The 25,223-nt window shown below is 63.9% G+C and carries 25 protein-coding genes and 2 tRNA genes; 3 read left to right on the forward strand and 24 right to left on the reverse strand.

Annotated elements, in window-relative coordinates; translation table 11 throughout:
• Position 1: 1 nt before the first annotated feature.
• Genes rnc through HMPREF1484_RS09075 form a run of 5 tightly spaced genes read right to left on the reverse strand, consistent with a single transcriptional unit; the run spans position 2 to position 4,702 of the window.
• Entirely contained in the window at positions 2-751 is a 750-nt protein-coding gene (rnc, locus tag HMPREF1484_RS09055) for a ribonuclease III (RefSeq protein WP_016664736.1), read from the reverse strand.
• Positions 748-1,368 (reverse strand): DUF177 domain-containing protein, encoded by a 621-nt coding sequence (locus HMPREF1484_RS09060; protein WP_016664737.1) that lies wholly within the window; start codon positions 1,366-1,368, stop codon positions 748-750. The genes rnc and HMPREF1484_RS09060 overlap by 4 nt, the downstream gene beginning before the upstream one ends.
• Entirely contained in the window at positions 1,365-1,880 is a 516-nt protein-coding gene (gene coaD, locus HMPREF1484_RS09065) for a pantetheine-phosphate adenylyltransferase (RefSeq protein ID WP_016664738.1), read from the reverse strand. Before coaD ends, HMPREF1484_RS09060 begins: the two co-directional genes overlap by 4 nt.
• Before the next feature lie 9 nt (positions 1,881-1,889).
• Positions 1,890-2,471: an RsmD family RNA methyltransferase gene (locus HMPREF1484_RS09070; RefSeq protein ID WP_016664739.1), complete on the reverse strand. Its 582-nt coding sequence runs from the start codon at positions 2,469-2,471 to the stop codon at positions 1,890-1,892.
• A 2-nt stretch (positions 2,472-2,473) separates the two neighbouring features.
• Positions 2,474-4,702, reverse strand: coding sequence for an ATP-dependent DNA helicase RecG (locus HMPREF1484_RS09075; protein ID WP_016664740.1), 2,229 nt, complete (start codon positions 4,700-4,702; stop codon positions 2,474-2,476).
• Between the two features lie 214 nt (positions 4,703-4,916).
• Between HMPREF1484_RS09075 and rpmB the strand changes: the two genes are divergently transcribed.
• Positions 4,917-5,108, forward strand: coding sequence for a 50S ribosomal protein L28 (gene rpmB, locus HMPREF1484_RS09080; protein ID WP_016664741.1), 192 nt, complete (start codon positions 4,917-4,919; stop codon positions 5,106-5,108).
• Positions 5,109-5,229: 121 nt separating this feature from the next.
• Here the strand turns inward: rpmB and HMPREF1484_RS09085 are convergent, their stop codons facing one another.
• From HMPREF1484_RS09085 to HMPREF1484_RS09095, 3 genes are read right to left on the reverse strand one after another with little or no spacing between them, the layout of a single operon-like run.
• Positions 5,230-5,901: a class I SAM-dependent methyltransferase gene (locus HMPREF1484_RS09085; RefSeq protein ID WP_332067301.1), complete on the reverse strand. Its 672-nt coding sequence runs from the start codon at positions 5,899-5,901 to the stop codon at positions 5,230-5,232.
• Positions 5,902-5,919: 18 nt separating this feature from the next.
• The gene (gene thiL / locus HMPREF1484_RS09090) at positions 5,920-6,948 is read right to left on the reverse strand and encodes a thiamine-phosphate kinase (RefSeq protein ID WP_016664743.1); all 1,029 of its coding nucleotides are present in this window, start codon (positions 6,946-6,948) and stop codon (positions 5,920-5,922) included.
• Positions 6,949-8,040 (reverse strand): GNAT family N-acetyltransferase, encoded by a 1,092-nt coding sequence (locus HMPREF1484_RS09095; protein WP_051120663.1) that lies wholly within the window; start codon positions 8,038-8,040, stop codon positions 6,949-6,951.
• 66 nt (positions 8,041-8,106) lie between these two features.
• On the opposite strand from HMPREF1484_RS09095, the gene HMPREF1484_RS09100 reads away from it, so the two are divergent.
• The gene (locus tag HMPREF1484_RS09100) at positions 8,107-8,637 is read left to right on the forward strand and encodes a DUF3515 family protein (RefSeq protein ID WP_016664745.1); all 531 of its coding nucleotides are present in this window, start codon (positions 8,107-8,109) and stop codon (positions 8,635-8,637) included.
• Positions 8,638-8,640: 3 nt separating this feature from the next.
• Here the strand turns inward: HMPREF1484_RS09100 and HMPREF1484_RS09105 are convergent, their stop codons facing one another.
• From HMPREF1484_RS09105 to leuC, 6 genes are all read right to left on the reverse strand, one after another.
• Positions 8,641-9,741, reverse strand: a complete 1,101-nt coding sequence (locus HMPREF1484_RS09105) for a D-alanine--D-alanine ligase family protein (RefSeq protein ID WP_016664746.1) — start codon at positions 9,739-9,741, stop codon at positions 8,641-8,643.
• Between the two features lie 10 nt (positions 9,742-9,751).
• Positions 9,752-10,771 (reverse strand): NAD(P)H-dependent glycerol-3-phosphate dehydrogenase, encoded by a 1,020-nt coding sequence (locus HMPREF1484_RS09110; protein ID WP_197736231.1) that lies wholly within the window; start codon positions 10,769-10,771, stop codon positions 9,752-9,754.
• Positions 10,755-11,348, reverse strand: a complete 594-nt coding sequence (locus tag HMPREF1484_RS09115; RefSeq protein ID WP_016664748.1) for a hypothetical protein — start codon at positions 11,346-11,348, stop codon at positions 10,755-10,757. The genes HMPREF1484_RS09110 and HMPREF1484_RS09115 overlap by 17 nt, the downstream gene beginning before the upstream one ends.
• A 33-nt stretch (positions 11,349-11,381) precedes the next feature.
• Complete coding sequence (gene murA / locus HMPREF1484_RS09120) at positions 11,382-12,698, reverse strand: UDP-N-acetylglucosamine 1-carboxyvinyltransferase (protein WP_016664749.1); 1,317 nt, start codon at positions 12,696-12,698, stop codon at positions 11,382-11,384.
• Positions 12,699-12,814: 116 nt separating this feature from the next.
• Complete coding sequence (gene leuD / locus HMPREF1484_RS09125) at positions 12,815-13,426, reverse strand: 3-isopropylmalate dehydratase small subunit (protein WP_016664750.1); 612 nt, start codon at positions 13,424-13,426, stop codon at positions 12,815-12,817.
• 33 nt (positions 13,427-13,459) lie between these two features.
• Positions 13,460-14,896, reverse strand: a complete 1,437-nt coding sequence (gene leuC, locus HMPREF1484_RS09130) for a 3-isopropylmalate dehydratase large subunit (RefSeq protein WP_016664751.1) — start codon at positions 14,894-14,896, stop codon at positions 13,460-13,462.
• 146 nt (positions 14,897-15,042) lie between these two features.
• On the opposite strand from leuC, the gene HMPREF1484_RS09135 reads away from it, so the two are divergent.
• Positions 15,043-15,762, forward strand: a complete 720-nt coding sequence (locus tag HMPREF1484_RS09135; RefSeq protein ID WP_040387009.1) for an IclR family transcriptional regulator — start codon at positions 15,043-15,045, stop codon at positions 15,760-15,762.
• Between the two features lie 26 nt (positions 15,763-15,788).
• On the opposite strand, the gene HMPREF1484_RS09140 is transcribed toward HMPREF1484_RS09135, so the two are convergent.
• The 10 genes from HMPREF1484_RS09140 to gltX all read right to left on the reverse strand — a co-directional run bounded on the left by HMPREF1484_RS09140 (position 15,789) and on the right by gltX (position 25,207).
• Positions 15,789-16,607, reverse strand: coding sequence for a universal stress protein (locus tag HMPREF1484_RS09140; protein WP_016664753.1), 819 nt, complete (start codon positions 16,605-16,607; stop codon positions 15,789-15,791).
• A 128-nt stretch (positions 16,608-16,735) separates the two neighbouring features.
• A tRNA-Glu gene (locus HMPREF1484_RS09145) sits at positions 16,736-16,808 on the reverse strand.
• A gap of 76 nt (positions 16,809-16,884) precedes the next feature.
• Positions 16,885-16,956 (reverse strand) — tRNA-Gln (locus tag HMPREF1484_RS09150).
• Between the two features lie 138 nt (positions 16,957-17,094).
• Entirely contained in the window at positions 17,095-18,255 is a 1,161-nt protein-coding gene (locus HMPREF1484_RS09155; RefSeq protein ID WP_016664754.1) for a hydroxymethylglutaryl-CoA synthase, read from the reverse strand.
• Positions 18,252-19,313: a hydroxymethylglutaryl-CoA reductase (NADPH) gene (locus HMPREF1484_RS09160; protein ID WP_016664755.1), complete on the reverse strand. Its 1,062-nt coding sequence runs from the start codon at positions 19,311-19,313 to the stop codon at positions 18,252-18,254. Before HMPREF1484_RS09160 ends, HMPREF1484_RS09155 begins: the two co-directional genes overlap by 4 nt.
• Positions 19,306-20,391 (reverse strand): type 2 isopentenyl-diphosphate Delta-isomerase, encoded by a 1,086-nt coding sequence (fni, locus tag HMPREF1484_RS09165; RefSeq protein WP_016664756.1) that lies wholly within the window; start codon positions 20,389-20,391, stop codon positions 19,306-19,308. The genes HMPREF1484_RS09160 and fni overlap by 8 nt, the downstream gene beginning before the upstream one ends.
• Positions 20,384-21,511 carry a phosphomevalonate kinase gene (locus HMPREF1484_RS09170; protein ID WP_016664757.1) on the reverse strand — a complete coding sequence of 376 codons (1,128 nt, stop codon included), beginning with the start codon at positions 21,509-21,511 and terminating at the stop codon, positions 20,384-20,386. The genes fni and HMPREF1484_RS09170 overlap by 8 nt, the downstream gene beginning before the upstream one ends.
• Positions 21,508-22,500, reverse strand: coding sequence for a diphosphomevalonate decarboxylase (mvaD, locus tag HMPREF1484_RS09175; protein ID WP_016664758.1), 993 nt, complete (start codon positions 22,498-22,500; stop codon positions 21,508-21,510). The genes HMPREF1484_RS09170 and mvaD overlap by 4 nt, the downstream gene beginning before the upstream one ends.
• The gene (gene mvk / locus HMPREF1484_RS11010) at positions 22,497-23,669 is read right to left on the reverse strand and encodes a mevalonate kinase (RefSeq protein WP_016664759.1); all 1,173 of its coding nucleotides are present in this window, start codon (positions 23,667-23,669) and stop codon (positions 22,497-22,499) included. The genes mvaD and mvk overlap by 4 nt, the downstream gene beginning before the upstream one ends.
• Positions 23,666-25,207, reverse strand: a complete 1,542-nt coding sequence (gltX, locus tag HMPREF1484_RS09185; protein ID WP_016664760.1) for a glutamate--tRNA ligase — start codon at positions 25,205-25,207, stop codon at positions 23,666-23,668. The genes mvk and gltX overlap by 4 nt, the downstream gene beginning before the upstream one ends.
• Positions 25,208-25,223: the final 16 nt, after the last annotated feature.

Raw genomic sequence — 25,223 nt, forward strand, 5'->3', positions numbered from 1 at the left:
CCTACTCTTCGAACATCGTGAATGTCTCGCCGCGTGCGCTGTAGTACGCGAGGACGGCCCTGCGGGCGGCCTCCATCTCGGCCCCCTTCTTGCTCGTGCCTTCGCCTGTCCCCGCGAGGGTTTCGCCAACGCTCACGTGCGCGCGGAAGTGTTCGGTATCGCCCGCTGTCCATTCCTCGTACGTGTAGGCGGGGACAGCGCTGAGAAGCGCGCCGATCTCCTGCAGCCGCGACTTGTAGTCGAATGCGCCGAGCATGAACGTGTCGTCGTCGAGGATCGGAGAAAGGAGGTCGAGCACGAATACGCGGGCCGCTTCGGCGCCGAGGCTCAGGTGCACGGCTCCGATAATCGCTTCGACGGCATCCTCGAGCACGGAATCTCGGTCCCGCCCACCCGTAAGGGACTCGCCCTTGCCGAGTTTGAGGTAGGCGCCAAGGTTGTGCAGGCGTGCGATGTGTGAAAGGGCGCGCGTGCTCACGACGGTCGAGCGGCGGCGAGAAAGAGAACCCTGGGATGCGTCCGGGTAGGTGCGGTACAGGTGGTCGGCGACGGCGAGGCTCAGCACCGCGTCGCCGAGGTACTCGAGGCGTTCATTTTGCGGGCACTCGTCGTTTTCAAAACTGTAGGAGCGGTGGGTGAGCGCGAGGTCGAGCAGGTCGGGATCGAGCTCGCCCTTCAGTGGGAGCGAAGCCAACAGTCCGCTGCGATCCTCGAGGTGCGGAATGGGCTGCCGTTTGCGCTTGCGGCTCACTTCTCCTCACCCTCGCGATCGTCGTCCTGCTCGAGCAGTCCGGCGAGCGCCGCAAAACGCGGGTCGTAGATGACGTGCTCATGGTCGGGATCGTCTTCCATACGCATGCCGCACTGGGAGCAGAGGCCCGGGCAGTCCTCGCGGCACAAAGGTTGGTAGGGCGCGGCCATCGCAAAAGCGTCGTGAACGAGAGGGCCGAGGTCGATCACATCGCCCTCGAGCACGGGGACGTCCTCGTCTTCGAGCTCGGCCGGAACCTTCTCGGGGTAGCTAAACAGTTCGTCGAAGCGCACGTCGAGGTGGTCGTCAACCGGGTCGAGGCAGCGCGAGCACTCGGCATGGACGTCTGCGTGTGCCGTCCCGGTCACGTATATGCCTTCATCGACCGATTCGAGGCTCGCCTCGACCGTGATGTCGTCGCCGGGCCTCACGGCAAATTCGGGGTCGCCCACGGGCTGCGTGGAGGTTGCCTTGCGCGAAATGGTGCGCTGCGAGCCGATTTTATGGATGAGATCGATCGCGTCGATCTCAAGATCGAGCCCCGCGTTGAAGGGTTTTTCGGCCTGGGCGTCCTTCTTTCGGGGGCGCGGGGTGTTCTTGCCCTTCGCGTCGGTCATGATTGCTCCTTTGAGTCTGCGGCTGGCGTTGTGTATGCGGCGGTGAGGGCGCGCGTTGACGCATCCGGAAGATAGCGGCTCGCATCACCGCCGAGGGAGTAAATCTCTCGAACGAGCGAGCTCGAGATGTGCGCGAGAGCGGGATCGGTCAAGAGGAAGAGCGTGTCTAGCCCGCCGAGGTCCATATTGGCCCGCGCCATGGGTTCCTCGTACGCGAGGTCCTGGGCGTTTCGTATCCCTTTGACGAGGTGGGTTGCGCCGAGTTTCTTCGCGCCTTCGACAAGGAGGCCACCCGGCAGCTTGTCAACACTCGCTCTGTCGGCAAGGCCCTCGCGGGCAAGCGTCTCACGAATAGCTTCGCAGCGCGCGTCGAAGGGGATGCGCGCGCTCTTATGGGGGTTGTGGGCGACTGCCACGATCACGCGATCGCTGAGCGCATACGCGCGCCTCACGAGATCGAGGTGCCCGAGAGTGAACGGATCGAATGACCCCGGGATAAGGGCGGTGAGCATGCGTTAAGCCTACCGGCTTGCCTCCGTGATCGCTGGATCGAGGTAGGTGAAGTATTCGACTCTCGTGTCCCCGAAATCTCGCGCTCCCTCGTCAACGAAATAGGAGGGTAGCGGAGTTTTTTCGCTTCGCGCGGAACGTTCGAGCACGATTGTCGCCTCATCGGCAAACTGGCCGGCTGCACCGAGGCCGGTCACGAGGCTCACAAGCTCTTCGGTCGCAACGGCGTAGGGCGGGTCGGCGCACACGAGCGTAAAGGGGGCCTCCCGGCGGGGTCCGACGCTTGCCTGGCCGCACTCGACCCTCAGGCTTTCTTCGAGGCCAAGCGCTCGGGCGGCCTCGCTGATGGCCTTTGCCGTGGGGCGATGCGCTTCGACGAGAACGGCGAAGTCCGCTCCTCGCGATAGTGCCTCGAAGGCGAGCGCCCCGGTTCCGGCGTAGAGGTCGAGAACCGTCGAGCCGCGCACGGCGCCCCACGAGTCGAGCCTTGAGAAAACTGCTTCGCGCACGCGATCACTCGTGGGCCGGGTGCGGTTCGTGGGAGGTGACGGCACGGTGCGTCCGCCGAGTCGTCCGGCGATAATGCGGGGCACGGTCAGCTCCTTTCGAGATTGTCGACGCCGCGAGCACTGTGGCGCGCAATCGCGGCATCGAGGGCATCGTGTTCGCTCGCGGATGGCGCCTCGAGGCTACTTGTCGTAAGCACCCCGCGAGACAGGGCTTCGGTCACGAGAGCGTCTTCGCGAGCCTCAAGGATCATACGCGCGTCGCGGCCCACGTCGAGGAATCGCACGGCTACGGACGTTCCCGATTGAATATCACCGACAAGGTCACCGCCGCCGCGACGCTCGAGATCCAGCTCGGCGAGAGCAAAACCGTCAGTGGTGGAGGCGAGTTCTACGAGCCCGTCGTGCTGCGCGCTCTGGCGGGGGAACCGCGTGGCAAAGAACGCGATTCCCGGATGCGCGCCTCGACCAATACGGCCGCGGAGCTGGTGAAGTTGGGCGAGGCCGAAGCGCTCGGCATCGAGCACGAGCATGACGCTCGCATTCGGCACATCGACGCCGACTTCGATCACGGTCGTCGCCACGAGCACGTCAATGTCACCAGCGGCAAACGCCTCCATGCGCTCGCGTTTAATGTCGCTTGGAAGCCGGCCGTGCAATTCCTCGATGCGAAGCGCGTCAAAGCCGGGTTTCGCCCGCAGCATCTCGAGCGTGGGAGTGACCGCGTGGAGCGGGTGTTCGCTCCCGAACGGATCTGCGAGACTAGCGGCCTGCGCTGGATCCTCCGGATCGATGCGCGGACACACGACGAATGCCTGGCGACCGGCGTGGACTTCCTCGAGGACGCGCTCCCACATGCGCTCGCGCCACGCGGTATCGCCCAGGGGCACGACAAATGAGGATACCCCGGCGCCCTCGCGAGGCCGCCCCTCGAGCGTGAGCAAATCGAGGTCACCGACGAGGGCGAGCGCAGCCGATCGAGGGATCGGGGTCGCGGTCATCACCATCATGTGCGGGCGCAGGTCGCCGGGTCCCTTGGACCGCAGTTGGCGGCGGTGATCCACGCCGAAGCGATGCTGTTCATCGATAATTACGAGGCCGAGCTTCAAAAAGTCGACGCTCTCGGTCAGCAGCGCGTGTGTTCCCACGGCGATCCCGGCCTCGCCACTCATGAGATCGAGAAGGCTCTCGCGTCGCTCGGAGGCCTTCTGGGCGCCGACGAGCAGGCGAACGCGAGTCGCCGACTCGTGCGCATCAAGGTGACCGCGGCGCGCAAGGTCGCCAAGCATCGCCGTGATGGTCGAGTAATGCTGCCGTGCGAGTACTTCCGTCGGGGCGAGGAGCACGGCTTGGAAACCGGAATCGACGGCGCGCACCATCGCGCGCAGCGCCACCACGGTTTTTCCCGAGCCCACGTCTCCTTGGAGCAGAAGCGACGTGGGGTGGGGTGCAGCAATCCTCTCGGCGATCTGCTCCCCCACGTCCTTTTGCGACGAGGTCAAGGTGAACGGCAACCGCCCATCGAGTGACCGGCTGAGGTCCCCGTAAGTCCCGAGCTGCGGGGCGGCGTCCTGAACGTCTTGTGCTCGACGCCTGGCGAAAATCGACTGGATGACAAAAGCCTCTTCGAAGCGGAAATACCGCAGGGCGCGTTCGACCTCCGTTTGGTCGTGAGGAGCATGGAGCATCCGCGCCGCCTCAGCGATCGTGGGCAGGTCGCGCTCACGCCTAATCGCGGCGGGAATCACGTCGCGCAGCTCGTCGACGTGTCGCAGCGCTTTTGTCAATAGCGAGCGCATGAGCTTCTGCGTCGCTGCACCGCGAAATGGATACACGGGGGCGGGCTCGAGTGCAGCGGCGACCGCCCGAGCCTCTTCCGGCGAGGGGTCGCTTGCAAGCAGAAGGTAGTCGGGGTGCGCGATCTGGTTTTCCCCCCGAAAACGCGAAACCGTTCCGCTCACAAGCACGCGCGTACCCTCGCGCAGCCTGCTCATGTGCCAGTTGACGAGGTGCGCCTTGAAAAGAAAGAACGTGAGTTGGATGCTTTCGCCCTCGTCGTCGCACACGCGCACATCAAGGAGGGTGCCCTTGCGATTCTTCATCGCACGCTCACGCACGCGTTCGACGGTCGCGATGACGGAAATATCGTCGCCCTCGCTCAAATGGCGCAGGTCGCGCAAGGGACCGGGCGAGGCATAGCGGCGTGGTGGAATGCGCACGAGGTCCTCGACATCCCTCGCACCCAGTGCGCGCGCGGCGGCGGTTTCCTTGGGAGTCAAGAGGCCCGCGGGGAAACCGTCGGCCTTCGCCTTCACCACGCTCGCTCCTTTCGCCCCGCCATCACTGACAGCATTCTTTCACGACCGACGTCGCGATGTGGCTGACTACACAGGGGCTATGAAGGAATCCCTATCGCTCTTCGCGCGTGAGTGGGCTATGCTTTTGGGGTTGCCCAGCGCCACGCGGCTCGATCCGCTGCATGAGCCTCGGCGCACAAGATCAAGTACGTTAGCGATTATTCAGGAGAACACCGTGGCTTCCAAGTGTGACATTTGCGCCAAGGGCCCGAGCTTCGGCAAGAGCGTTTCCCACTCGCACCGTCGCACCTCGCGCCGCTGGAGCCCCAACATCCAGTCCGTGCGCACCGTGATCGGCGGCACCTCGAAGCGCCTCAACGTGTGCACCTCGTGCCTCAAGGCCGGCAAGGTTCAGCGCGCCGCCTGAGCATCCGGGCACTGCCCGAGCGAAAGCTTAGTAAAAGGACCTCCCCCCCCCCGCGGGGAGGTCCTTTTCGCATGCCCAAGAGGCTTCCGCCGTGACGCCATACACGGAGCGCCCGGGGAGGTCACGCCGGGGTTGCTTTAGCTGCCTTGCCCTCGCCCTTCACCGAGATGACGACGACGAATCCAGGGTCATCGCTCGCCGGGCGTAAATCCCACGTCGAAAACACCTGGGGGACCTCGAAGCCCGCGGCGGCAGCATCCGCCACATAGCTCTCGAGCGAATACCCGCGGCCCGTTCCAAAACCGGCGACGAGGCGACCTCCCGGACGCAAGAGCCTCGCAAAATTCTCGAGAACGCGACGCCTATCGTTTTCGGCAACAAACGTGACAACGTTGCCCGCCGCGACAACCACGTCGAATGTTCCGAGTGAGCCCTCACCGAGGATTGCGCATGCCTCGGCAAGGTCGCCCGTAATCCAGCGGGGGCCCGGCGAGGTGCGCTCCGCATAGGCGACGAGGGTTGGGTCAAGGTCGATCCCCACAACGTCGTGGCCGCGACGAGCAAGCTCTGCACCGACGCGCCCGGTTCCACTCCCGGCATCGAGCACGAAGGCGCCGCGAGGCGCAAGTGCATCGATGAGTCGCGCTTCCCCATCGATGTCCTTGCCTTCGGCGCGCATCCGCTCCCAGCGCTCGATGTACCACTGGGAGTGGCCAGGATTGCGTTCGAGGTTGCGCGTCCACTGTGATTTCCCGGGAGAGCCGGGCGTGGGATTCATGGGCATGATCGGCATAGAAGGCATCCATCCACCCTAAACGGAAAAATGGTCCCAACCGTACATGGCGAGTGGCACGCCGTCGAGACGCACGTCGCCATCGCCCTCGGCAGCGCGCACGCACCCAATCTCGCGGAATGCGGCACGCACCTGAGCGTTTTCGTCCCACACCGACCGAGGGAACGTCGCGAGCATGAGGTGCTCCTCCCCCGAACCCAGGACCCACTCCATGGGATCGACGCTCAACACATTGGCAAGCGGCGCGAGAAGCGCACAATCACTCTCGAGCGCCGCCCGCGACAGGTCGAGGTTTACTCCACTTGCGCGAGCAATTCGGCTCGCATCCCTCACGAGTCCATCGGAGATATCGATCATCGCGCTCGCCGAACGCCCCGCGTCCCACCCCGCTGAGAGGTCAGGCTCGGGTGCGAGGTGCCACGACAGTGCACGGCCCGCAATGCTCGCGACGGCTTGGCCCCGAGACTCAAGGTCAGGCAGGGTGGCGTCGGACTTCCCGAGCACCTGAGCGAGCCCCGCGCTGCTGAGCCCGAGCACTTCCCCGCCGACCGCAAGAACATCCCCTTCTTTCGCACCCGAACGCACGACTGCCGCACCAGAGCGCGCAAGTTCGCCGATCGCTGTGATCGAAACCGTGAGCTCGCGAGCGGTACCAAGGTCCCCGCCGATCACCGACGCACCGAGCGGGTGTGCCTCGCGCGCAATGCCCTCAGCGATGCCCTCGAGTACCGCGATCGGTGTGTCTTTGCCCGCGAGGACGGTCGTCAGCAGCCAGCGCGGCCGCGCCCCCATCGAGGCGACATCCGCGAGGTTCTGTACGGCAGCCTTGCGGCCGATGCTCACGGGATCAGAAATACCGAGAATGAAGTCGTAGCCCTCAACGATCGCATCGGTCGTGAACACGAGCTCCCCCGCGGCGCGAACAACGGCGCAGTCATCACCAGGGCCCACGATGACCGCATCATCGCGATGCTGAAAAAACGGGACAATTCGCTCGAGGATCCCCGCCTCACCAAGCTCGCCGAGGCTTGTCTCGTGCTGCCGCACTCAAATCCCTCGAAGCTTTCCTTCGAAGGTGATCTCTTTCGCGACCGTGCGATAGCCAAGGCGCTCGTTTATGGCATTCATGTGGGTGTTGGTGTGGTTCGTGTACGTGCGCAGCACATCGACTTTTGACTCAGTTTCGGTCAGGAGGCGATGCGTCATGAGCTTAAGCGCGAGTCCAAGGTTATGCCCGCGGTGCTCGGGCATGACCAGGGTGATGGCCTGCTCGCCAAGTCGCGAACCATCCTCGCGAAACATCACGTATGACGTCCCAGCAAACGTGCCGTTCGACGCGAGGGCGACCGCCGTGAGGCGGCGATAGCCACGCTCAGCGATCCTCGCTTCGATCGCTCGGACCCGCTCCTCGTCGTACTCGGGCTTCTCAAGCGAAGAATCCTCAGTCGGGGCATCCGCGACCATCTGATTCAGCAGCACACACCACTGCTCCATGTGCTCCTCAGGGACGTCCCCTTCCCAGGTAATGATGCGGTACTTGCCAAGGGAAGCTTCGACCTCGACGTGGAGGTCCTCGACGAGGTCGCGATCGAGCGGGAGCGAAACCGTGCTCACGAACTCCGTGGCGACCTTCGCGAGGCCAAGCCGGGTCGCGATCCTTGAAGCCGGAAGCTCGTTTTCCGCCTGAGTTGAATCCACGTGGGTGAGCGCATAGCCGAAAGCCTTCGGACGCTCCTCGTGCGTCATAATGTCCCGGAGCGCATCCGTGAGCATCGTGCCAATACCTTTGCCTCGCCACGCGGGATACACAACGAGCTCGATCTCTTGCGTATCAGTGTTCTCAGTGAGAGGGAGCTGAAGCTCGGCGAGACCGGCGATCATGCGTGCGCCTTCAAGGCTCTCGACCTCGGCCACGAGCTGATATGAACGTTTGTGGTCGGTGTCTGCGTGTTCGGCACGAAGCTGGCCGGGCGTGCGGCGCTCGTGAGCGTCGCAAAATTCCTCGTCAAGAACGCGGTAGAGATCCCAATACTGCTTAAGCTCCGCGTCGCTCGAATGATCGAGGAATCGCACCGTGACATGCGGCCCTTCGGGGAAAAGCTGCTCGGTGCGGGGTGTCAGTGCGTACTTCTCGCTCATGGTCACCAAGATTATCAGCTTCCGTCCAGGCACTCACGATCCAGACAGAGAGTTAGGGTGGTGTTCATGATGCATACGCCCCCGGCCCAGCCCCTGGCATGCGCGCTCCGGCGCGCGCTTGTCACCTCGCTCGCGATCGGGAGCATTCTGACACTCGCCGCGTGCGGAGCCGTCGCCGTGCCCCCGCCCGAAGCCGACGCCACCAACCCCCGCTGCGCCGAGATCATCGTGTCGCTTCCCGATACCCTTCTGGGCCTCGATCGCAGCGAAACCACGGCCCAATCAACAGCCGCATGGGGTCACGGCGAGAGTACGATCGTGCTTCGCTGCGGCGTGACCCCTCCCCCGCCCACGACCGATCTGTGCACCACGATCGCCGCGCGCAACGGCAAGGAGATCGACTGGATCGTGAAAGAAGACGGCAAGCGCGGGATCGTGCACATGACGACCTACGGGCGAGAACCGGCAATTGACGTCACCGTGCCTCGCTCGGTCGCCCCCGACCAGCCGAGCGCCGCGGCCATCGAACTCGCGAGCCTCATTGCGCAGGTCCCTCAATCGGGTGGTCGCTGCCTCGCATTCGACGACGCGCAATAGCCCCTAGCGCAGCCCTACACCACGCTCAAGGGCATTGTCGATCAGGTGAGAGATCAGGTCGGCGTAGGAAATCCCCATGTTCTCCCACAGCACGGGGAACATCGAGATCTGGGTGAAGCCCGGCATTGTGTTGACCTCGTTGACGATCACCTCGCCCGCCCCGGTCACGAATACATCCACGCGCGCGAGTCCCTCGAGTTCGAGGGCTTCGAACGCACGCGCGGCTACCTCTCGCACTGCCGCCACGTACTGCTCGGGAATCGCCGCGGGGATATCGATCGTGACGGTGCCCTTGCCGAAATACTTCGACTCGTAGTCATAAAACGCGAGGTCCTCGCCGATGACGACCTCACCCGGAAGACTCGTGCGCGGTGCCTGTCCATTCTCTCCCTGGAGAACGCCGCATTCCACCTCGCGCCCCTCGACACCCTGCTCGATGAGTACCTTCGGGTCGAAGCGGAAGGCTTCGTCAAGCGCTGCATCGAGCTGCTCGGGGGCGTCCACCTTCGTCACGCCGAAACTCGAACCCGCGCGCGCCGGTTTGACGAACAGCGGATAGGTAAGGCTCGATGCGCGCTCGCGCACCGCCGCTCGAGGTTCACTCGCGCGCACGACGACGCCGCGGGCAACGTTGAGACCCGCGCCTTCGAGAATGCGCTTCGTGAAGTCCTTATCCATCGAAGCTGCGGAGGCAAGCACGCCCGACCCGACATAGGGCACATCCCAGAGCTCGAATAGTCCTTGGATCGTGCCGTCCTCGCCGTAGGGCCCGTGCAAAAGAGGAAACACCGCGTCAATATGTGCGAGGTGCTCAATACGACCGCCGTCGCGCACGACGCGAAGCTCGACCTTTCCCTGCCCGAGTCGCGACTGCTGGAGGATGATTTCGTCACCCGAATCGGGCACGTGAGGGGCGAGCCCGTTCGTGATTTGCCAGTGCTCGGGATCTCCCGTGACCTCGACAAAGCGGCCATCGCTCGTCACGCCGATGGGCACTACGTCAAAACGCGAGCGGTCAATCTGGCGCAAAATACCGCCGGCGGTCACGCATGAAATGCCGTGTTCGCTCGAGCGACCGCCGAAAATCAGCGCGATGGTGTGCACGTGGGCTCCTCTATTCGAATCGGACAGAACGCGAAAGAAGTGCGCTCGTCACTTCGGCAATATTACGCCCGCGATCAACGACATCGACGAGGGCACGGGTGATGGGCAGGTCCAGCTGCGAACGCTCGGCAAGCTCTGCGACGGCGCGGGCGGTAGGGACGCCTTCGGCGGTTTGTCCGACGCTTGCTCTGGCCTCCTCTAGGCTTTGACCTTCGCCAAGGGCCTTCCCAAGCCTGAAATTCCTCGAAAGCGGAGAGGCGCACGTCGCGACGAGGTCGCCCATCCCGGCGAGCCCAGCAAACGTGGATGTTTCCGCCCCGAGGGCAACGCCGAGCCGCGTAATCTCCGCAAGGCCGCGCGTAATGAGCGATGCGCGCGTATTGTCGCCGTAACCGAGCCCGGCGGCGGCACCAACGGCGATCGCGATGACATTCTTCATCGCGCCCGCAACCTCGACGCCCGTCACATCGCGGCTCACGTAGGCACGGAAATAGGGCGCCGAACACCACAACGCCACTTCTCGCGCCGTTTCCTCGCTCGCTGAGGCGATAACCGAGGCGCACGGTTGCTCGCGGGCGATCTCCCGCGCGAGGTTCGGGCCCGACAGCACCGCGATGCGGCTCTCACTAATGCCGCCGGTTGTCGCAAGAATCTGTGACATGCGCTCGTCGCTGCCGCGCTCGATGCCTTTGATGAGCGAGACGACGGGCAGGTGGGCAATGGATGGCCAGGCCTCGAGATTCGCGCGCAAGGACTGGGCGGGGACGGCGAGGACGATGCCACGTGCCCCTTGGATAACGTCCTCGGTATCGCTCGAGGCCCAGACGGAGGCGGGAAGCTTAAGACCGGGAACGTAGCTCGCGTTCTCGTGGTTGTCGTTGATCTGCGAAGCGAGTTCCGCTCGGCGCGCCCACAGGCGCACGCGATTGCCGCCTCGCGCGAGCATGTGCGAGAAAACCGTGCCCCACGATCCTGCGCCGAGAACCGCGATGTGGCCTTCGCTCTCGCCCGCCCTACTTCGAGCGTTCACCGTCGCCCGAGGGGAGCTGCCGGTTGCGACGGATACCGCGCGTCAATCCCGCGCGACGCGCCCGAGGCGAGGTGAGACGCGCTGTTTCGCGGCGCCTGAGCGTCGCAGGGGCGCGCTTAGCGAGAGTATGAATCGCCGAAGCGTGCATCATGCGCCGCGGGCCAAAGGTGAGGCGACCGCGGATCGTACGGTACTTGACCGCCGTCGTGATCCGCACGAGCTCACCACCGGGCTCGACGGCAACGCCGATGCGGATCATGAGCGAGGGCGTATCGTCGATAATGAGAGCCTCCGAGCCCACGACCTCGCTCACATAGCGTTCGCGTTCGGGCGGCGGCACGAGGTCGAAAAGGCGAATGGCCTCATCCCTTACGGCCCGGGCACCACGCGAGGTCAGCGTCGCGTTCTCGTGAGAGAAAATCGCCTCGGCCCACACGCGCGGATCCGGTTCATCAACGCCCTTGGTTGGCACGATCACGACATCGCAATAGTCCGGAAGCGGAATATCGCGAAGTGCGAGAGACGTGTACCGCTCGTGCGACGCACCGGTCGCGTGCGTCGAGGGATTCTCTGTCACCGTTGGCTCCTTACCTCGAACGTTGATTCGTTCTCACTCTTCCCAGAAATCGGCACCGAGCTTCGTGAGCTTGTCCCTGAAGGATTCGTAGCCACGATCGATGAGGTCGATGCCGTGGATCTGCGAGACGCCGTCAGCCCCGAGAGCTGCGATCAGGTAGCTGAACCCGCCGCGCAAGTCCGGGACCGTGATCTCGGCACCCTCAAGCGGGCGCGGCCCGTTCACAACCGCCGAGTGATTGTAGTTGCGCTGACCGAAGCGGCAGCGGGAGCCGCCGAGGCACTCGCGATACACCTGGATCTGCGCGCCCATGTCATTGAGCGCGCTCGTGAAGCCAAGGCGATTCTCGTACACGGTCTCGTGGACAATCGAAATACCGTTGGCCTGAGTCAACAACACGACGAGGGGCTGCTGCCAGTCCGTCATGAAGCCAGGGTGGACGTCGGTCTCGATCGCTGCCGAGGAGAGGCCTTTACCCGTGTCGTAGAACCGAATCCCGTCGTCGTGAATATCGACGCCGGCACCGATCTTGCGCAGCACGTTGAGGAAGGTGCCCATCGCCTTCTGCTCGGCCCCGCGGACGAACACGTCGCCGTGAGTCACGAGGGCAGCGCAGGCCCAGCTCGCCGCCTCGATGCGGTCGGGAATGCAGCGGTGACGGTAGCCATTGAGCTTCTCGACGCCCTCGATCACGATTGTGCGATCGGTGCGCAGCGAAATGATCGCGCCCATCTTTTGCAAAACCGCGATGAGATCCTCGATCTCGGGCTCGACGGCCGCATTCTCGAGTTCAGTGATGCCCTTCGCCCGCACTGCCGTGAGGAGCACCTGCTCGGTCGCACCAACACTCGGATACTCGAGGCGGATTTTTGCACCACGAAGACCATCCGGTGCCGTGATGTAGATGCCGTGCTCGCGCTTATCGACACGAGCACCGAAGTTGCGCAGCACGTCGAGGTGATAGTTGATCGGGCGCGTGCCGATGCGGCAACCGCCCAGATCGGGGATCACGGCCTCACCGAGGCGGTGCAAAAGCGGGCCGCAGAAGAGGATCGGGATGCGCGAGCTTCCCGCGTGAGCGTCGATGTCCGCCACGTGCGCACGCTCGACGTTCGACGGGTCCATGCGGAGGGTTCCCGCTTCCGTATCGCGCTCGATTTTTACGCCGTGCACGCGAAGAAGCTCGCTAACAATCCTCACGTCGCTGATGTCGGGGACACTCGTGAGGAAGCTTTCGGTCTCACCGAGAAGCGCGGCAACCATGGCCTTCGAGACCAGGTTCTTTGCACCACGAACGGTGATCTCACCCTCGAGCGGCTTTCCGCCGCGCACATAGAAGCTTGAGGTCATAGTGGAGTTGATTCCTTTTCCGGGACGAGCCCACAGGTAACCGTCTCACCATACCGAACAGCGCTTTGAAAAGAACTGCACACGCGCCGGTGTACGCCGAGGGCGCAAAAGCCCCGCTACTGGTCGTCGGCAGTGCGCACGGGAAGCGTCTTCGGGAGCCAGGAAGGCCGACGCTTTTCAAACTCCGCGATGTCTGCTTCGTGCCGCATCGTGAGCCCGATGTCATCGAGGCCCTCCATGAGGCGCCAACGGGTGTAGTCGTCGATTTCGAACGAGAAGGTCGAATCGGCTACCTCAACCACTCGATTTTCGAGATCGACGGTGATGTCGGTTCCCGGCGCGTTCTCGAGGATCTTCCAGATCTGCTCGATATCCGACTGCGAAAGGACTGCGGCAACGAGGCCCTGCTTACCGGCGTTGCCTCGGAAAATATCCGCAAATCGGCTCGAGAGCACCGCTTTGAAACCGTAGTCGCGAAGCGCCCACACCGCATGTTCGCGAGAGGAACCGGTACCAAACTCTTCGCCTGCGACGAGAACGGAGCCTCGCGAGTAGGGCTCGCGGTTGAGCACAAAGTCTGGATCCTGGCGCCACGCGCTAAAGAGACCGTCATCGAAACCCGTCTTCGTCACGCGCTTGAGGTACACGGCGGGGATGATTTGGTCGGTATCGACGTTGGAGCGTCGAAGCGGAACACCGATACCCGTGTGCGAGATGAACTTTTCCATGGTGTGAGTCCTTTCCCAGCGTCCTCGCGGCCCTCAGGCACGCACCGAGGCGTCGGGTTGTTCGAGATTGTCGAGGTCAGCGGGTGATGAAAGGGTTCCCCGCACGGCCGTCGCGGCCGCGACGACGGGCGACACGAGATGGGTGCGCCCGCCCTTGCCCTGGCGCCCCTCGAAGTTGCGGTTCGAGGTCGAGGCGGAGCGCTCCCCCGGGGCGAGCTGGTCGGGATTCATGCCAAGGCACATCGAGCATCCCGCGTTTCGCCACTCGGCGCCAAAGGCCAGGATCTCCTTGTCGAGTCCTTCGGCTTCGGCCTGGAGTCGCACGCGCGCCGAGCCGGGCACGACGAGAACACGAACATTCGGATCCTTCGTGCGACCTCGGATCACATCGGTGAAAGCGCGCAGGTCTTCGATTCGACCGTTCGTGCACGAGCCCATAAAGACCGTGTCAACGCGAATGTCCTTGAGCGCGGTCCCGGGCTCGAGGTCCATGTATTCGAGCGCGCGCTCGCACGCAGCTTTCGCGTTGTCGTCGGCGAAGTCCTCTGGGGCGGGAACGGCGCCCGAGAGCGGCAGGCCTTGACCGGGGTTCGTGCCCCACGTGACGAATGGCTCGAGTTCATCGGCGTTGATCACGACTTCGGCATCGAAGGTCGCGTCGTCGTCGCTCCTGAGACTCTTCCAATACTCGACCGCTTCGTCCCACGCCTCCCCCGTCGGCGCGTGCGGGCGTCCCTTGACATACTCAAAGGTCGTCTCGTCGGGGGCGATCATGCCGGCCCGGGCACCCGCTTCGATCGACATGTTGCAGATCGTCATGCGCCCCTCCATGGTGAGGTTTCGGATGGCTTCTCCGCGGTATTCGAGCACGTATCCCTGCCCGCCACCGGTACCGATCTTCGCGATGACCGCAAGGATGATGTCTTTAGCGCTCACGCCCGGTTTAAGCGATCCTTCGACCGTAATCGCCATGGTCTTGAAGGGCTTGAGGGGCAGGGTCTGCGTTGCGAGGACGTGCTCAACTTCGGAGGTACCGATGCCGAAGGCAAGCGCGCCGAATGCACCGTGGGTCGAGGTGTGCGAGTCGCCACACACGACCGTAATTCCCGGCATCGTGAGGCCGAGCTGCGGCCCCACGACGTGGACGATGCCCTGGTCAACGTCGCCGAGCGAGTGGATACGCACACCGAATTCCTCGGCATTGGCACGCAGGGTGTTGATCTGGGTGCGGCTTGTGAGGTCGGCAATTGGTTTGTCGATATCGACGGTCGGCGTGTTGTGATCCTCCGTCGCGAGGGTTTGGTCAACGCGGCGCGGCAAGCGCCCCTCGAGCCGCAGCCCCTCGAATGCCTGCGGGGAGGTCACCTCGTGAAGCAGGTGAAGGTCAATGTACAGGAGGTCCGGCTCTCCGCCTTCGCCCTTGCGGACTACGTGGTCCTGCCAAACCTTTTCCGCGAGAGTTCCCGCCATGTGAGTGACTCCTCGATCGTCGTCTCCCCGCGTCGCTCCTTTGCGTGAAGCGCACGGCTCGTTGGCACCAAGTTTCGCGAAGGGGCAGTGGCGAAGCACTCGCATTTCACATCGCGAGACGATAGTCTTATTCCATGAACATTCAGATCGAAGAGGGAAGCGGCGTCGGTGTGATCGACAAAGCCGCCACGGTACTCGGCGCGCTTGAAGCGGGGCCCGCAACGCTCGCAACTCTCGTGAGCACAACCGGGCTCGCCCGGCCGACGGCTCACCGGCTCGCGGTCGCGCTCGAACACCACAGGCTCGTCGCGCGCGATATCCAAGGTCGCTTCATCCTCGGGCCTCGCCTGACGGAACTCGCCGCCGCCGCTGGCGAGGACCGCCTCCTCGCCTCCGCCGGGCCCGTTCTTGCCGAGCTCAGGGACCGCTCCGGAGAATCGGCGCAGCTCTATCGTCGCCAAGCCGAACACCGCGTGTGCGTCGCGACGGCCGAGCGCCCAAGCGGCCTGCGCGATACCGTCCCACTAGGCTCAACGCTCACGATGCGAGCCGGTTCCGCCGCACAGATTCTTCTCGCCTGGGAAGAGCCAGACCGCCTCCACCGCGGCCTTCACGGGGCACGCTTCACAGCCTCAATGCTGTCGGCCGTGCGCAGACGCGGGTGGGCGCAAAGCGTCGGCGAACGCGAATCGGGCGTTGCGTCCGTGAGTGCGCCGGTTCGGGGCCCGAGCGACCGCGTCATTGCCGCCCTCTCAATCTCGGGCCCGATCGACCGCATGACGCGGCAGCCCGGAAAAATCCACGCCACTCTCGTCATGAGCTACGCGGAGAAACTCAGCGAACTCGTGCGCCAGGGCGGCCACTAGAAGTCCACTGGACGGGCTCGAGTGGCTTACTGCCTCTCGAGCCACACGGGGGTGTTCGCGTACTGCAAGAAAGCGGTATTCGACACGACGGGCTGACGCTCAAGTTCCCCGTGCTTGCCGCGCGCGTTCGCAACGATAAGCCTCGTGCCCTCGCTGCGGCGGATCAACTCTTTCGCCGTGTGCTGGCGACCGTACTCGGTGATCTCCACGTCCACCTCGGGCGCAACCTCGCGCAAGTGACGTTGAGCGCTCTCGAGAATGCCCGCCCATCTCTCCTCGGGAATCACGATCGAGGGAATAACGCGGACGCCGGTGCCGTACACCTTCGCAAACTCTGCGGCGCGCTCGAGCGCGCGGTCAAAGGCCGTCCCACCGTCGTAAAACACTGCCACGGGGCCATCTGCGGCAATGTCGCCGCGAACAACAACGATCGAACATTTCGAGCGTGTGAGGAGCGCCGAACTGGTCGATCCCACAATGATCGAGAGGAAGCGACCGAGCCCGCGCGAGCCGACCACGAGCGCATCTGCGGTCGCTGACTGCTGAATGAGCACGTCCACCGCGCGGCCATCGACAATCTGGGTCGTCACCTCGCAGCCGGGGGCAACTTCGTGGGCGATCTGAGCCGCTTCATCGAGCAAGCGTTGCGCGGCGACCTTGAGGCCCGACCCACTCACGCCGGGAACGGGATCGACATCGACCCCCATGAGCGGCCACACGAATGCGTGCACAAGATGCAGGGGCTTATTCAGGGCGAGGGCATTGTGCGCCGCCCAGCGGATTGCGTGATCGGATTCCTCGGTGTCTTCGACGCCGACAACGATCCGGCCTTCATTTGCACTCATGGTTTTCTTCCTTCCACGGCCGGGCTCACGCTTTTGTGAGCCAAACTCCCTGCTCGCTTTAAGGATACGCCGGAAAGGTCCCGGGCACGAAAAAGCCCGACCACCGAAGTGGTCGGGCTTTCGCTCTGTACCCCGTACCGGATTTGAACCGGTGTTACCGCCGTGAGAGGGCGACGTCCTAGGCCGCTAGACGAACGGGGCCTTGCCTCAATGAGGCCTTAGAAACTTTAGCAAAGCTGCTGGCTGTTTCCAAATCCAGGCCGTGTGACCTGCATCGCTGGGGTACCAGGACTCGAACCTAGAACAACTGAACCAGAATCAGCCGTGTTGCCAATTACACCATACCCCAAGGGTTTTGCCCGGCGAGCCGAACGAAATACAACAGTAGTCCAGCGCGAAAGCCCCGGCAACTTTTCCTGCGCCCTTTGTGGAAGCTTTCACACGAATAGGATTCCGGCGCTGGCCCTGCAACCGTCGGACCCTGTTTTCAAGCTATTTCGTACACCCGAACCGACTCGCGCACACCCGCCAAACGGAATGGGCCCTCACCCTCCACACGCGTTTCATAATCGCCCGTGCGATCCGCGCGAATGTGCCGTTCGCGATACTCCTCATAGCCGATTTCTCGGCGCGCATCGAGCTGGGCCGTGAGCGCACCTGGGCGCACATGCTCGCGATACCCTTCGACGAGCGTGCCGGCGAAAAACTCGGCGACCGCGCCCGAGCCGTAGCTGAAGATTCCAATCCGCTCGCCTGCACGAAGCTCGGCGTTCTCGAGAAGGGACAAGAGCCCCATGTACACCGACGCCGTATACGTATTGCCGAGGCGGCGGTTGTGAATCATGGTCTCCTCAAGCGAGGACACGGCGCTCGCGACCGACTGGGCGCCCGCGTGCTTCGCGAGGGTCTGCATGGCCTTCGCCGCCATCTTGGTGAACGGCTGGTGGAAGCACATGCGCGCGATGGAGGAGAACTCCGCTCCCCCGCGGCGCACGTAGTCGTCGTATGCCTCTGTCACGGCACGCAGGTAGACGGTCACGGAGAAGCGACCGTCGACGAGGGCGGTCGTGCGGTCATTGGGACGCCAGAAGTCATGGACGTTTTCGGTGAAAAGACCAGAAGCGGGCTCGATTGCCATGATCGCGGGGTCAGCGCTCACGAGCATCGCTAGCGCACCCGCCCCCTGGGTTGCCTCACCACTCGAATCAAGCTCGTACCGGGCAATGTCGCTCGCGATCACGAGAACTTTTTCATCGGGGTTGCGCGCCACGATTCCGAGCGCAAACTGGAGTGCTGCGGTTGCCGAATAGCATGCCTCTTTGAGCTCGACGACTCGGACATTGTGCTCGAGGCCGAGGAGTTCGTGCGCGTAGATGCCCGCCGCTTTCGACTGGTCGATGCCTGTCTCTGTCGCGAGCACGAGCGTGCGGATCTCCTCGGTGCCGTGGCGCTCGATAATGGGCGCAGCCGCCCGGGCCGCGAGAGTGACAATGTCTTCGTCGTCGCCCGGCACGCTCATCTCATGTTGGCCAATTCCGCGCAAATACTTGCCGGGACTCGTGCCTTGTGCTTCGGCGAGCGAAGTGAGGGGGAAGAAGAGCGAGGTCGTCGCCGCTGAGATATCGGTGATGCCGATCGCGTGCGTCATCGCGAACTCCTTTCAAACTGGACGTGGGCGGCCATGAGCTCGCCGGGATTGGTCTGCGCGGCCATGAGCGAGAGCTCGCCGCATAGGACTGTTGCGGCGGCGATTCCCGCGAGACGTCGGGCGTTCTCCCCCGGCTCGCGTTCCTCGCGGCATCCCAGTCGCGCGAGATTGTCACTCACGAAATCAAGCCCTTTGCCGTTGCCCACGGACCCGACAATGAGATGCGGGATCGTGCACGAGAAATACAGGTCCTCGCCGTCTCGGCCCCGGCGTTCGGTGTGCGTGATGCCCTGGCTGCCTTCAACGATGTTTGCGGCGTCCTGGCCTGTCGCGAGATAGAACCCGAGCAGCATGTTGGCGTAGTGTGCATTGGCACTCCTGAGGGAGCCTGCGGCGATGCCACCCACAAGGTTCTTGCGCACATTGAGGTCCGCCATACGTTCGGCGCTCGTGCGCAGTCGCCGGCGCAGAACCTCTTCGGGAAGGACGATCTCCGCGATCACATTCTTGCCGCGCCCTCGAATTCCGTTCACGGCCGAGGTTTTCTTGTCGGTGCAGTAGTTGCCGGAGATGCTCGCGTATCGCAAAGCGCTCTCGCGGTTCGCGATGTGCGCCATGAGGGCGTCTGCGGCGAGGGTCACCATGTTGTGGCCAGCCGCATCGCCCGTGAGGAACTCGAGGCGCAAATACAGGAGATTACCGACGATCTCGGGGGCGATTTCGATCAGGCGCGCAAAGCGGCTCGTGCCGGCGACAACCTCCTGAAGCGAGGACAGATCCGCGCACACACGCCTCGCCGCGTCGTAGGCATCGGCCGCCGAATCTGCTTCGAAAAGGATCGAGCGGGTCATGCGCTCGTCAACGAGGGTCGTGCGGATTCCGCCCTCGACGAGCCGGGACACCGTTGCCCCGCGCTTGACTGAGGGAAACAGGGTCGTCTCGTAGGTGGCGAGGGGGACCTCGACCTCGCCTTCGGCCACGTTTCCGCTGATCCTCAGGGGCCCGAGCCATTTCATGGGAATCTGCGCGAAAGCGCCCTGCTCGCGTGTGTCACTCATGAGTGCCTCCATTCGCCTTTCCGCTGCGCCGCGCGTAGGGGGAAAGATCGATGCCTCTCGCCTCCGCGTACTCGCGCACGCGCCCCGTGAGCACGAGATCTGTGCGCGTGAGCGCGTCGACGTTTCGTGCGCCCACGAGCGCCATCATCGACCGCAGTTGCTCTTTCCACGTTCGGATTTCACCAATGAGCGCATCGGGTCCGTGGTCGCGCACGATCGCGAGAAAACCGCCCGCGACTCCCACGGCCTTCGCCCCTAGCGCGAGGCATTTGAGGACATCGAGGCTCGTGCGAACACCTCCGCTCGCGAGAAGCGGGAGCCCCGTGTCGCGCGACGCCCCGCGCGCATCGATCAGGCTCTCGACGGCGCTCTGACCCCAGCCATTGAGGTGGGAGAACTGATCGGTGCGGCGCGCGCTCTCGATGCGTGCGAAGTCAGTGCCACCATTGCCAGCCACGTCCACAAAGGCAACACCGAGTGAGGACAGCGTGCGTGCGCTAGCCCCCGTCATCCCGAAGCCCACCTCCTTCACGATCACGGGAACATCGACGGCCCGTGCGATCGCCTCGATGTGCTGGGCCCAGTGCTCGAATTCGCGATCTCCCTCGGGCATCACGATTTCTTGGACGGCATTCACATGGATTTGAAGTGCATCGGCGTCGATGAGCTCGACCGCTTCGCAGGCCTGCTCGGGGCTTGCGTTCGCTGAAAGGTTCGCCATGAGGAAGCCGTGTGGGTTTTCGTCACGAAGAACGGTGAAGCTCGGCGCGCACGATGGATCTTTGAAGTAGGCGCTCATGGACCCTGAGGCCATCGCGATACCCGTGTCCGCAGCAGCGATCGCGAGTGCCTGATTAATCTTGCCGGTGAACTCGCTACCGCCGGTCATGCCGTTGATATAGAACGGCAGAGGCCACGTGCGCTCTCCTATTTCAACCTCGAGGCTCACGGTCTCGACATTGACGGCGCTCAGGGCGTGATGAAGCACGCGCACGTCATCGAAGTCCCGTGAGCGGCGGTGGGCGGTCTCTTGCTCCATCGCAAGTCGAACGTGATCGTCTTTGCGGGAACTACTCATGGGCGCTTCCTTGCTTTTCGGTCGTCACATGTGTGCGGGCGTGGAGGTCCGACGGTTCTACGCCCACGTTGAGCGCGATCATTCCCGCTCGCCGCCAGGCTTGTCTCACCGCGGTCGCGACGTCGGCATTCGGGGCGAGGGCAAGAACGCAGTCCCCGCCGCCAGCTCCCGAGAGTTTTGCGGCGGCACCGTGTGCGACGGCGATCTCAGTCATAGCGCGCAGCTCTGGCGTTTCGATGCCGAGCGGCCCCTCGCTTCCTCCTGCCGCAGCGTCGAGATCACGCAATTGAGCGAGGACGCACTCGAGCACGCGCATGGCGTCAATCGTCGAGCCCGTGCGCACCGCCTCAACGAAACGCTCCACATGCGCAGCGTTCTCGCGCGCGAATGCTTCGAAGTCGATGCGTCCCGCGCCGGCAGCATCGTCGACTTGCGCTACGAGCGAGCGGGTCGACGCAGGCGCACCGCTCCAGCCGATGACGGTCTTGAGTGCGTGTGGCACGTCGAGAGACTCAAGAGCAAGGCCCGGCCACTGCGCGGCGAGCGCACTCTTGACGCCTTCGCGTGCGCGCAGATCGCGCACCGCCTCCCGATCGAATGATCGGTACAGGACCCAGCCACCGAGCACACTCGTGGCGACATCTGCACACGAGGCGCGCACATTGCCGTCGAGGACGGCGAGGGCCGAAAGTTTAAAAAGCTCTCGCGGGCTGAGAGCGATGTTGAGGGCGCGAGCCGTGGCGCCAATAGTCGCGACGACAACGGCGCCGGAAGAGCCAAAGCCATACTTGCGACCGTCGCTGTCATCAAGCGTCGACGACACGTGAATATCAAGGGCGGGCAGAGGCCCGTAATACTCCACGAAAACGTCGAGAGCGCGGAAAATAGGTTCTCGCGGTTGCTCGGATGCTGGTGCCTCGGCAATCACGGGAGCGTAGTCGCGCTCTTCGCCCCACTGCTCGCTCGCGACGCGCACGCCGAAGGCGCGACGCACGGGACTCACGCGGGCCGTGACCGCGCGATCCACGGCGATCAACACCGCGGGATTACCGGCGCGCACAACCCCGTACTCGCCAGCGACGAAAAGCTTTCCCGGGGCGCGGAATTCGAAAGCGCTCATGCTTCGCTCGGGCGCTCACCCTCATCGAGGAGGTAAGCACCGGGGCCGGCGTTCGCAACATGCATCTTCACGTCTTCGATCCTCTCACGCAGGCGCTCGGCAACGAGAGCGGCCTCGCGCGAGCGACACAGAATCTTCACGTTGGGTCCGGCATCGGCGCTCGCGTATGCCTCGATCCCCTGCTCTCGCAGCTCCTGGACCGCATCGATCATCGCGAAGCTCGTGCCCGTCAGGTATCGCACAGGCGGCTCCGCGCCGAGCATCGAGGCGTGCATGCGAAGGGCGCTCATCTCCGCGATCTCGCCGAGGCTCGTGAAATCCGCATCGTGCACGGCGCGCGACGCGCGCTCCAGAAGCACGGCGTTCGACGAAACCCATCCCTCGAAATAGGGAGAGGTCTCCACGGTGTGGTTCATGCCGGCGCGGCTGCCGATCTTCTTGCGCGCGCTCGAGATGACCGCGACGACCATCGAAAGAGGCTCGCCGCTCCACTCGAGGGGCTCGGCAATACTCGTGTCGTCACTCGTGCCTTTATTCCAGCGCGCGAGCCCGCCGAAAATTGAGCGGCATGCCGATCCGGAGCCGCGGCGCGCGAGGCGCGAAAGCTCCGCATCGCTCAGCGAAAGCCCGTACGCGACACTCGAAGCCTTCGCGAGCGCCGCGAAAGCGGCCGCGCTCGAGGCGAGCCCGGCAGCCGTCGGAACCGTGTTCGTGGAGGTGACGTTTGCGTGCGCCCCCGAGCCCGCGAGCTCACGCACACGATTAAGGACCGTGCGCACGCGCGCAGATTCCTCACCGGACAGCTCAACCCCGTCGAGGACGACCCGGTCGAGGGGATCGTCCGTCACCTCGACCGTCGTGGTCGTCGGGAATATGTCGAGAGTCAGCGACAGTGATCCGGTCGCGGGCAGATTGAGCTCGCGATCCGTTTTCCCCCAATACTTCACGAGTGCAATATTGGGGTGCGCGACGGCGGTAGCGCGGGTCATGAGCTCTCCTCACTCGCAGGGTTGATTGACCACACATTCTTCGCACCGGCAGCCGAAAGCGCACGCGAAAGCGCGGGGACAGCGCCGTGAGAAGGAGCGAGGGCGATGATGCAGCCGCCCAGGCCTCCACCCGTGAGCTTCGCACCGAGTGCGCCTGCATCGCGTGCCGCCCCCACGAGGTGTTCGAGCCGCGAATGCGATACCCCGAGCTCCGTCAAAATCTCCTGGCAGTCGTTCATTGCGCGACCCACGCTGCTCATATCGCCGATACGCAGCGCTTCGCGTGTGGTGTGCGCGAGCGAAGCGATCGTCTCGAGCGCATGATCCACGAGTCGGGGATCGCGTTCACGCCGTTCGCGGATGCCGCGAACCGCGTCGAGGGTGTGGCCGGGAAGCCCCGTGTCGGCCACGACGAGCGCCGGCGCGTGAGCAAGTTCGAGCGGTTCCGCCTTGCCTGCTTGGAACCACAGTGGGCCATCCGCCATGGTCTGGTATGCGTCAAGACCACTCGGAGTTCCATGCGCGATGCGTTCGACGAACTGCACGAGCTCGAAACGTTCCTCGCTCGTGAGTTCATGACCGTATAGGCGCGCAACGGCAACGGCGATCGCGCTCGCCATCGCGGCACTCGACCCGAGGCCGCGCGCCGTGGGAATGCTTCCCTCGACCGTGACTTCGGCGCGTCCAGGCTTCTCGCCCACGTGGCTGAGAATTGTCCGCAGTGCCGACTGCGCGAGTTCGTCCTCGGCCTCTTCCGTATCGACGTCGAGGTAGATCGCGCCCGTGGAAGGGTCGCCGACGGTTGCAATGCGCCGCTTTCCACGCCGCTCCCCCGTTCGCGACGAGGGCACATCGAGCGTGAGGCCACTCTCGAAACGCACTTCATCGCCGGGAACGGTCTGATCATCGAACGAGAAACCTTCGGTCAGCGAGTACGAGCCGCTGATCGTCCCGAACCCCTCGGCGGAGACGGATCCCTCGATGCGTCCGGCGTGAGTACTGACCGAATCCGGATAGGGCAAAAGCCTGGCCGTCGCCGTGAGGCTCAAGTGGGTAATGGGAAAGGCGATCGCGGGATGCCCGTACACGACAGCGTGCTCGCCGATCAGAATCGTCTTGGCGTGCGCGCTGCCGTGCCCGGTCGCGTACTCGAACGTCTCTTCGCTCACCGGGATGCGAGCAGATCGGCGAACGACGAAAGGCGGGCGATCGTGGATTCGTAGCCGAGAAGCTCCATCGATTCAAACAGCGGCGGGCTCACGCGACGGCCAGAGATGCCCGAACGAAGCGGCCCGAACGCGAGCCGGGGCTTGACGCCCATGCCGTCGATAATCGCTTCGCGCAGAGACGCCTCAAGCGTCGCGGTCGTGAAGTTCTCTTTGCCGCCTTCCTCGATGACCTCGATGGCGCGGCGCACAACGGAAACGGGATCGTCGCCAAGCTTCTTGAGGGCGTCCTCTTCGATCACGAGATCGGCATCGTCGATGAAGAGGAAGCGCAGCATCCCCGGGGCCTCACCGAGGAGGTTCATGCGCGGCTGCACGAGTGGCGTCGCCTTCGCGAGGAGGGCGCGCTGGTCCTCGGTGATGGGGGTTTCGACAACCCCGGCCTTTTCGAGGTACGGGATCATGCGCTCGGTGAACTCGGCCTCGTCGAGCATGCGCATGTGGTCGGCGTTAATCGCGAGCGCCTTCTTGTAGTCAACGCGGGCGGGGTTCGGGTTCACGTCGGCAACATCAAACTTCGCGACGAACTGTTCGCGCGTGAAGATGTCCTGATCGCCGCTGTAGCCCCAGCCAAGCAGCGAGAGATAGTTGATCATTCCCTCGGGCACGAAGCCCTCGTCGCGGTAGAGGAAAAGGCTCGACTCGGGATCGCGCTTGGAGAGCTTCTTGTTGCCCTCCCCCATCACGTAGGGAAGGTGTGCGTATTCGGGCGTGAACTTCGCGATGCCGATCTTCTTGAGTGCTTCGAACAGCACGATCTGCCGGGGCGTCGAGCTGAGGATGTCTTCGCCGCGCAGGATGTGGGTGATTCCCATGAGGGCGTCGTCGACGGGGTTCGTGAGGGGGTAGAGCGGCTGGCCGTTCGCGCGCACGACGACGTAGTCGGGGGTCGAGCCGGCTTTGAACGTGATTTCGCCGCGCACGAGGTCGTTGAACGTGATGTCTTCATCGGGCATTCGCACACGCCACACGGGCTCACGTCCTTCGGCGCGGAACGCTGCCTTCTGCTCTTCGGTCAGGTCACGATCGAAACCGTCGTACCCCGATTCCTTCGGGCGGCCAGCGGCAATGTGGCGCTGCTGGATTTCCTCGGGAGTCGAGAACGACTCGTAGATGTAGCCGCCGTCCTTGAGCTTTTGGATGACGTCCTGGTAAATCTCACCGCGCTGCGACTGGCGATAGGGACCGTCCTCGCCGCCCGCGTCCACGCCTTCGTCCCACGTAATGCCAAGCCATCGCATCGCATCGAGAAGCTGGTTGTAGCTTTCTTCGCTATCGCGCGCTTGGTCGGTGTCCTCGATGCGGAACACGAGCGTGCCACCCGTGCGTTTCGCGTAGGCCCAGTTGAACAGGGCGGTGCGCACCATGCCGATATGCGGCGTGCCGGTTGGCGACGGGCAAAAGCGCACGCGGACCTCACTGTGGCCGCGCGTGCTGTCGAGGGCGGGAAGGCTCGCGAGATCGATGTTCTCAGCGCTCACGTGGGTGTTCTCCTTC

This window comes from Dermabacter sp. HFH0086 (assembly GCF_000413375.1).
Taxonomy (GTDB): domain Bacteria; phylum Actinomycetota; class Actinomycetes; order Actinomycetales; family Dermabacteraceae; genus Dermabacter; species Dermabacter hominis.

Coding starts and splice junctions, on each gene's coding strand:
- HMPREF1484_RS09100 (WP_016664745.1), top strand. CDS start 8,107: ATGATGCATACGCCCCCGGCCCAGCCCCTGGCATGCGCGCTCCGGCGC.
- HMPREF1484_RS09085 (WP_332067301.1), bottom strand. CDS start 5,901: ATGCCGATCATGCCCATGAATCCCACGCCCGGCTCTCCCGGGAAATCA.
- HMPREF1484_RS09095 (WP_051120663.1), bottom strand. CDS start 8,040: ATGAGCGAGAAGTACGCACTGACACCCCGCACCGAGCAGCTTTTCCCC.
- leuD (WP_016664750.1), bottom strand. CDS start 13,426: ATGGAAAAGTTCATCTCGCACACGGGTATCGGTGTTCCGCTTCGACGC.
- HMPREF1484_RS09140 (WP_016664753.1), bottom strand. CDS start 16,607: ATGAGTGCAAATGAAGGCCGGATCGTTGTCGGCGTCGAAGACACCGAG.
- HMPREF1484_RS09155 (WP_016664754.1), bottom strand. CDS start 18,255: ATGACGCACGCGATCGGCATCACCGATATCTCAGCGGCGACGACCTCG.
- fni (WP_016664756.1), bottom strand. CDS start 20,391: ATGAGTAGTTCCCGCAAAGACGATCACGTTCGACTTGCGATGGAGCAA.
- mvaD (WP_016664758.1), bottom strand. CDS start 22,500: ATGACCCGCGCTACCGCCGTCGCGCACCCCAATATTGCACTCGTGAAG.
- HMPREF1484_RS09060 (WP_016664737.1), bottom strand. CDS start 1,368: ATGACCGACGCGAAGGGCAAGAACACCCCGCGCCCCCGAAAGAAGGAC.
- murA (WP_016664749.1), bottom strand. CDS start 12,698: ATGACCTCAAGCTTCTATGTGCGCGGCGGAAAGCCGCTCGAGGGTGAG.
- leuC (WP_016664751.1), bottom strand. CDS start 14,896: ATGGCGGGAACTCTCGCGGAAAAGGTTTGGCAGGACCACGTAGTCCGC.
- HMPREF1484_RS09170 (WP_016664757.1), bottom strand. CDS start 21,511: ATGAGCGCTTTCGAATTCCGCGCCCCGGGAAAGCTTTTCGTCGCTGGC.
- HMPREF1484_RS09160 (WP_016664755.1), bottom strand. CDS start 19,313: ATGAGTGACACACGCGAGCAGGGCGCTTTCGCGCAGATTCCCATGAAA.
- coaD (WP_016664738.1), bottom strand. CDS start 1,880: ATGCTCACCGCCCTTATCCCGGGGTCATTCGATCCGTTCACTCTCGGG.